General features: G+C 41.5%; 4 protein-coding genes and 7 tRNA genes. All 11 read right to left on the bottom strand.

Annotated elements, in window-relative coordinates:
• Window positions 1-68: 68 nt before the first annotated feature.
• Entirely contained in the window at window positions 69-923 is an 855-nt protein-coding gene (speE, locus tag M8E35_RS24335; protein WP_252473559.1) for a polyamine aminopropyltransferase, read from the bottom strand.
• A 2-nt stretch (window positions 924-925) separates the two neighbouring features.
• Window positions 926-2,377 (bottom strand): aminotransferase class I/II-fold pyridoxal phosphate-dependent enzyme, encoded by a 1,452-nt coding sequence (locus tag M8E35_RS24340; protein WP_252473561.1) that lies wholly within the window; start codon window positions 2,375-2,377, stop codon window positions 926-928.
• Window positions 2,378-2,663: 286 nt separating this feature from the next.
• A tRNA-Val gene (locus M8E35_RS24345) sits at window positions 2,664-2,740 on the bottom strand.
• Window positions 2,741-2,743: 3 nt separating this feature from the next.
• Window positions 2,744-2,831: transfer RNA gene (locus tag M8E35_RS24350), tRNA-Leu, on the bottom strand.
• An 8-nt stretch (window positions 2,832-2,839) separates the two neighbouring features.
• Window positions 2,840-2,914 (bottom strand) — tRNA-Cys (locus M8E35_RS24355).
• 8 nt (window positions 2,915-2,922) lie between these two features.
• A tRNA-Gly gene (locus tag M8E35_RS24360) sits at window positions 2,923-2,997 on the bottom strand.
• 4 nt (window positions 2,998-3,001) lie between these two features.
• Window positions 3,002-3,077 (bottom strand) — tRNA-Phe (locus M8E35_RS24365).
• Window positions 3,078-3,150: 73 nt separating this feature from the next.
• A tRNA-Asp gene (locus M8E35_RS24370) sits at window positions 3,151-3,226 on the bottom strand.
• 116 nt (window positions 3,227-3,342) lie between these two features.
• Window positions 3,343-3,418: transfer RNA gene (locus M8E35_RS24375), tRNA-Val, on the bottom strand.
• A 253-nt stretch (window positions 3,419-3,671) separates the two neighbouring features.
• On the bottom strand, window positions 3,672-4,952 hold the full coding sequence (locus M8E35_RS24380) for a glycosyltransferase family 2 protein (protein ID WP_252473563.1): 1,281 nt from the start codon (window positions 4,950-4,952) through the stop codon (window positions 3,672-3,674).
• 370 nt (window positions 4,953-5,322) lie between these two features.
• Window positions 5,323-5,643, bottom strand: a complete 321-nt coding sequence (locus tag M8E35_RS24385) for a hypothetical protein (RefSeq protein ID WP_252473565.1) — start codon at window positions 5,641-5,643, stop codon at window positions 5,323-5,325.
• Window positions 5,644-6,478 lie beyond the last annotated feature (835 nt).

Here is a 6,478-nt window from a genome sequence, read left to right on the forward strand (position 1 = left end):
AGAAATAATAAAGCCTCCCTCTAAGGGAAGCTTTATCATTATGAGGATGGGCTATATGAAACTCCATTTTATTCTCCTGCATTGACTAGTAATTCTAATACGTAGTTAGGCAGAGCAAAACATCCTTTATGAATTTCAGTGTTATAATACTTTGTTTTGAGTCCAAGACTGTTCCAAGCCTTATCATCAATATCGCTCAATGGATCATATGTTTTTGACGCAAAGCCAAATAACCAATGACCTGACGGATAACTAGGAATGTGAGCCTGATAAACCCTGCAAACTGGGAAAAGCTCTCGAATACGCTTATGAGCTCTTTGCATAGATTTAGCATATTCCTGGTAATAGGGACTTTCATGCTGGTTGACGAGAATTCCATCTTCCTTTAAAGCTTTATAACAGTTTCCATAGAACTCTTTTGTAAACAGCCCTTCCCCGGGACCAAACGGATCAGTAGAATCAACGATAATCAAATCATACGTATTTTCCTTGGAACGAACAAATTTTAGTCCGTCCTCAAAATAAAGCTGTACTCTTGGATCATCAAACTTACAAGCGGTCTGGGGAAAATACTCTCTGCAAACGTCTACAACCATTTTGTCTATTTCTACCATGTCAATTTTTTCAATGGTACTGTAACGCGTCAGCTCTCTCACTGTTCCGCCGTCTCCTGCACCAATGACCAAAACATTCTTAATCTTAGGGTTGGTTGCCATAGGCACATGAACAATCATATCATGGTAGATAAATTCATCTTTTTCGGTAACCATCATCAAGCCGTCCAGAGTGAAAAAATTGCCAAATTCCTTGGAGTGGAAGACGTCAATTCTTTGAAATTCACTCTGGTCTGTATAGAGGGGCTTATCCACCTTGATGGAAAAGCGAACATTGTCTGTGTGTTGTTCTGTGTACCATAATTCCATTGTTATTCCTCCAGTACTCTGATGTTCTCAATGGACATATCCTCTGTACCTGTTAAGGAGCTCCCTTTAGCCTTGGCATAAGCGATATAGTCAATGATTTCTTCTGTTATGCGTTCTCCCGGTGCCAAAATAGGAATCCCAGGCGGATAACACATAACAAACTCTCCGCTTATATACCCTGTACTGTCTTTGATGGGGATGGAATGTTGGTCGGAATAGAATGCTTTCTGGGGTGCCATCACAACCTCTGGATTGATATACTCATGATCAAGCATTCCCGATTTATCTCTTATATATAGTCTTTTTATTTCGGAGAGAGAAGAGACAAGACGTTCCAAGGCCTGTGCACGATCCCCAACAGAAATGATTGCCAAAATGTTGCCGATATCACCTAACTCGATCTGTATTCCATAATCATCACGAAGAATATCATAAACCTCAATTCCTGCCAGCCCTATTTCTCTGGTATGGACAGAGAGCTTTGTATGGTCAAAATCATACACTGAATCTCCGTTAATCAGTTCTGTGGAAAAAGCATAGTAACCGCCAATTTTATTGATTTCCTCCCGTGCATAGTTTGCAAGGGCTGAGGCTTTTTCAAAGATGCTTTTTCCGCCCAGAGCTAGATTGCGTCTAGAGATATCCAGAGAAGACAGCAGAAGGTATGAGCCGCTGGTGGTCTGAGTCAGGTTAATCGTTTGTCGCACATGACCAGTGCTAAGACGATCACCTTTCAATAGAAATGAACTTTGCGTAAGGGATCCGCCTGTTTTATGCATACTTACTGCAGACATATCTGCTCCCGCCGCCATCGCACTGATCGGCATGTTAGCCCCAAAGTAGAAGTGTGATCCATGCGCCTCGTCTACAAGGACATACATATTATGCCGATGAGCAAGTTCTGTAATGGTCTTTAAATCAGAGCAAATACCATAGTAAGTTGGATTATTGATAAAGATTGCTTTGGCATCCGGATTTTCCGCAATGGCTTTTTTTACATCGTCAATGGACATACCTAAGGGTATCCCCAGCTCTTTATTAACACCCGGATTAACATAAGCGGGGATTGCACCACTGATGATAAGTGCGTTAATGGCACTTCTGTGGACATTTCGCGGCATGATAACTTTATCGCCCTGTTTGCAAACGCTCATAATCATTGCCTGAACACCCGAGGTGGCGCCGTTGACCATAAAGAAGGCATGATGAGCACCGAAAGCATCAGCAGCTAATTCCTCTGCCTCCTTGATAACGGAAACTGGGTGGACAAGGTTATCTAACGGTTTCATGGAATTAACATCCACTGAAAGGCATTTCTCACCCAGAAATTCTGTAAGCTCCGGGTTTCCTTTGCCCTGCTTATGTCCCGGCACGTCAAACGGTACAACCCGCATTGATTTATATTTTAGTAGCGCTTCGTAAATCGGCGCCTTGTCTTGCGAAAGTAAATGCATAAAAACCACCACCTTTCCCTAACATTATAGTCATTAGAGATTCATGCATGATATCATTCAAGATCACCGCAGGTATTCCAATTCATCTCACAAACGGACTAGAACTTGTTGTTATATAGTCTTAAGTGCGAGGCAATTTTGCTATAAAGAGTACTTGGCTGACGCTAAGGCGCGGGCTATGGATGGCCAAGTAAAATAAAATTACCCATTGACCTAAATCAATGAGTAAAGAACAGCTCTTTTGTTGACAGACAGGTCTATTACAAAAGATAACCTTAATTTCATATGGTGGGTTTGAGAGGACTCGAACCTCCGACCCCCGCGATGTCAACGCGGTACTCTAACCAGCTGAGCTACAAACCCATATGGTGCCGATGACCGGAATCGAACCGGTACGGATGTTAAGTCCGCGGGATTTTAAGTCCCGTGCGTCTGCCAGTTACGCCACATCGGCTAATGAATTGGAGGCGGCACTCAGATTTGAACTGAGGAATAGAGGTTTTGCAGACCTCTGCCTTACCACTTGGCTATGCCGCCAGAGATTATGGAGCGGGTGACGAGATTCGGACTCGCGACTTTCACCTTGGCAAGGTGACACTCTACCACTGAGTTACACCCGCATTATGGTGCCTCAGGACGGAATCGAACCGCCGACACGAGGATTTTCAGTCCTCTGCTCTACCGACTGAGCTACCGAGGCATAATCGATGCTGGTTGTTCGAAGTTCACTGCCTGATCTCAGGACCATGAAATCACGAACTGTGATTCAAAAATGGCGACCCCGATCGGACTTGAACCGACGATCTCCTGCGTGACAGGCAGGCATGTTAACCACTACACCACGGGGCCTTACTCATGTTCGAGGTACAATATTCGATATTTGGATCTTCGAACATAACCCCTATATTTCCAAAGTCTTTCCCGAGGATCTTTCAAACCTCGTAATCAACTTCGAATATCAAGTCTGGTGGGCGATGACGGGCTCGAACCGCCGACATCCTGCTTGTAAGGCAGGCGCTCTACCAACTGAGCTAATCACCCGAGAACTGACGATTATCAGTATACACAAAAATGAGCAATGTGTCAAAGCCTTTTTTCATATTTGCATATATAAATTAATGGCAACCTTTCCAAATACCACTACAATCTTTACCCTTACATTTCTAACAAGATAAATCTGGTATCTAGAAAATTTCCAGTCACATAATATTCCTGACTAGAAATATTTCGTAATCGAGATAGTTGCTCGTTCAACAACAGACAAATATAAATAGGAGGAATAAACCAACTAATATTAGTTCGAGGATATTTTCTTTTGTTTTACGATAACTTCTTCGATACTGAGTGAGCGAGTATGCTTAGTATGTGACCACTGCTTGTCTTTACGATTTATGAAGCCCAAAAACACGATTGGAATCCAACTATATATGAAAATCGGATATAGAATAAGCCCTACATAGGCACGCCAAGGTAAACGGTCAAGTGCCAATGCCGCTACTGGGTAAAGATACTGAAAAGCAGATAATATCTGCCACCCCGTCCATGGCATTACTAATGTAAATACATGGGTGTATTGAGGTTGGAAGGCATCTATAAGATTCGTCAACATAAAGAAAGTAGCAATCATTACTAGTGCAGGCTGAAAAAGGTGAATGGCAGCATCAAAGTACATGATTTTCTTTTCTCTTATTCCCTTGATAATTAAGGGGAAAAAATATCGTCCCGCTACGTCGACCTGCCCCTGTGCCCATCGTTTCCGTTGATGCCAAGCTTGGATAAAGGTCAATGGTTTTTCATCATAGACCACAGCATCATGTGCCCACGTCGTTTTAATTCCATAAGACAGGGCTTTCATGCTAAATTCGAGATCTTCTGTTAAGGAAGTTGCTCCCCAACCAAATTCTTTCAAAACGTCTGTGGAAATGCACATACCTGTTCCACCCAGCACATTCGAGAGACGACCCGTGTTAAACCTTGCAAGTTGCAACATTCGATTAGTTACCCAAAATGCAATGGAAAATGTATTTGTTACCCAAGTATCAAACGGATTTTTAGAATCTAAATAGCATTGAACAATTTTATGCCCTTGGCAAAGCTTGCTATTCATTTCAAATAGGAAGTTTTCTTTAACGAGGTTATCCGCATCAAAGATGATTATTGCATCATACTGTCGCTCCATCTTAAATAGACGATAGAACATCCACTCTAAGGCATACCCTTTGCCTCGCTTTTCCGCATTGAATCGACGGTGTACAATAGCACCAGCATTTTTTGCAATTAAGGATGTCTTATCTGTACAATTATCTGCTACAACAAAAATATCGTATAACTTCTTTGGATAATCAAGTTGGAGTAAATTTTCTATCAATGGCCCAATAACAGCCTCCTCATTATGGGCGGCAACGACTATTGCAAAGCTCTTCTCGGGCGTATGTATCTTAACCTCTGGTTTCCTGTAAAGTCCAAACATTGAAAGAATAAAGTAATAAAAGGTTAAAAAGATGATAATAATTTGAATCGGCAGCATGATGACATTAAATATCTGCGTACCCGTAATTCCTGATAGAAAATCCACAGATTCAACCCCTTTCTTAACCCATAAAATTCTAACATAGGAATGGCCCCTATGCAAGAAGATATCTACGACAATTATAGACAGTTTGTCCACTTTTAGCTTGTACTTAACTTCTATTTTCTTACCTCTATACTTAGAACTATGTCTGAGATAAGATTTATCAATGAGCAACTAAACTTTTCTGAAGACTAATTTAAATACGCTCAAATTATAGCCAGGCAAAGGCAATACCCTAACAGTCAAGGTTCTAAAGGATAAAAGGGTACATGTAATATTATACCCATATCGTTTGAATAGGTATATAATAATTTTATAGTTGAACCTCTAAATAATTTATCAGTATTAGGTTAAAACAATATTATCTACCTTATTATCTGCGCCGTTCATTTAGCTTAAGTAAAAAGAACATAATTAAAGAGCCTATAAATAATAAAAATAGAAAACTTGCTTTTATACCAAAACCAAGTGAATACCAGTAAACCTCTCCAACACGCGATCCAGATACCCATGGAACAAATGAGCGAAAAATATAAGCAAATCCTCCTCCTATAACAATAAAAAGTAACAGGGCTGAAATCAATAGTAGTATACCCATTACACCTGTAGGAGTATCCAAGTGCCAACGTCGTATTATATCACGTTTCATCCACTCTAATTCTGTATTGAACATCCTTATCCGTCTACGCCACATCTTCCTCACCTCATCCTTATTCTATGAGGGAATTAGCAAAGTGTTATGTAAAACAGAATACAACTAATGGTAAAATTATGTATAAAAACGATCACATTTGGTTAAAATCGCAAGCAAGGAGGTGGATATCATGCCAGTCCCTGCACCAGATGGAAAATTCGTACATTGTTCCTATTGTGACCAAAAGTTCCGTTTTGGATATGACGCAAGTCTACATGAAAAAGAGAAACACCCCGACCAGCTGAAATCATCCAGTTTATAACATGCAGTTATAACATAACTACAAATAATAGTAGAATCTACTAAACAAGCAAAAGGGTTGCCTCAAATAAAGGCATCCCTTTTGTTTGTGCTCGTTTCCTTGTCGTCAATCTTTAGACACCGGCCTTAGACAACACACAGGTCACCTGTGCCTTCCAAGGCCCTCTAAAAGAATAGCTTACCTTTCATTCCTCCACACCTCACGATGCGCCCTCTTTGGCGCGCGGTGAAACCCCGGTGCTTCTTTCGGGCTTGGCGATGACCTACTTTCCCAGGTAGCTATGCTCCAAGTATCCTTGGCCCTGGAACGAAAGGCACGATAGTGTCCTGTGGACAGTATCGCCGAGCCACCCACCCCAAAGGAAGACTTCGTGGCGAAGGAAAGCTTTTCGCCACACTGCGACTCATAACGCATTCTCCTGCAGTGTGGATCCGAACGGGTGGACCCCCGCACACAAGTATTTAATTTACAATATACCTAAACACAGAAAGACTATCTCGTTAGAGATAGTCTCTCGCTTGTTACCTGGCGATGACCTACTTTCCCAGGAGCTATGCTCCAAGTATCCTTGGC

Source organism: Desulfosporosinus nitroreducens, from assembly GCF_023897015.1.
GTDB lineage: Bacteria > Bacillota > Desulfitobacteriia > Desulfitobacteriales > Desulfitobacteriaceae > Desulfosporosinus > Desulfosporosinus nitroreducens.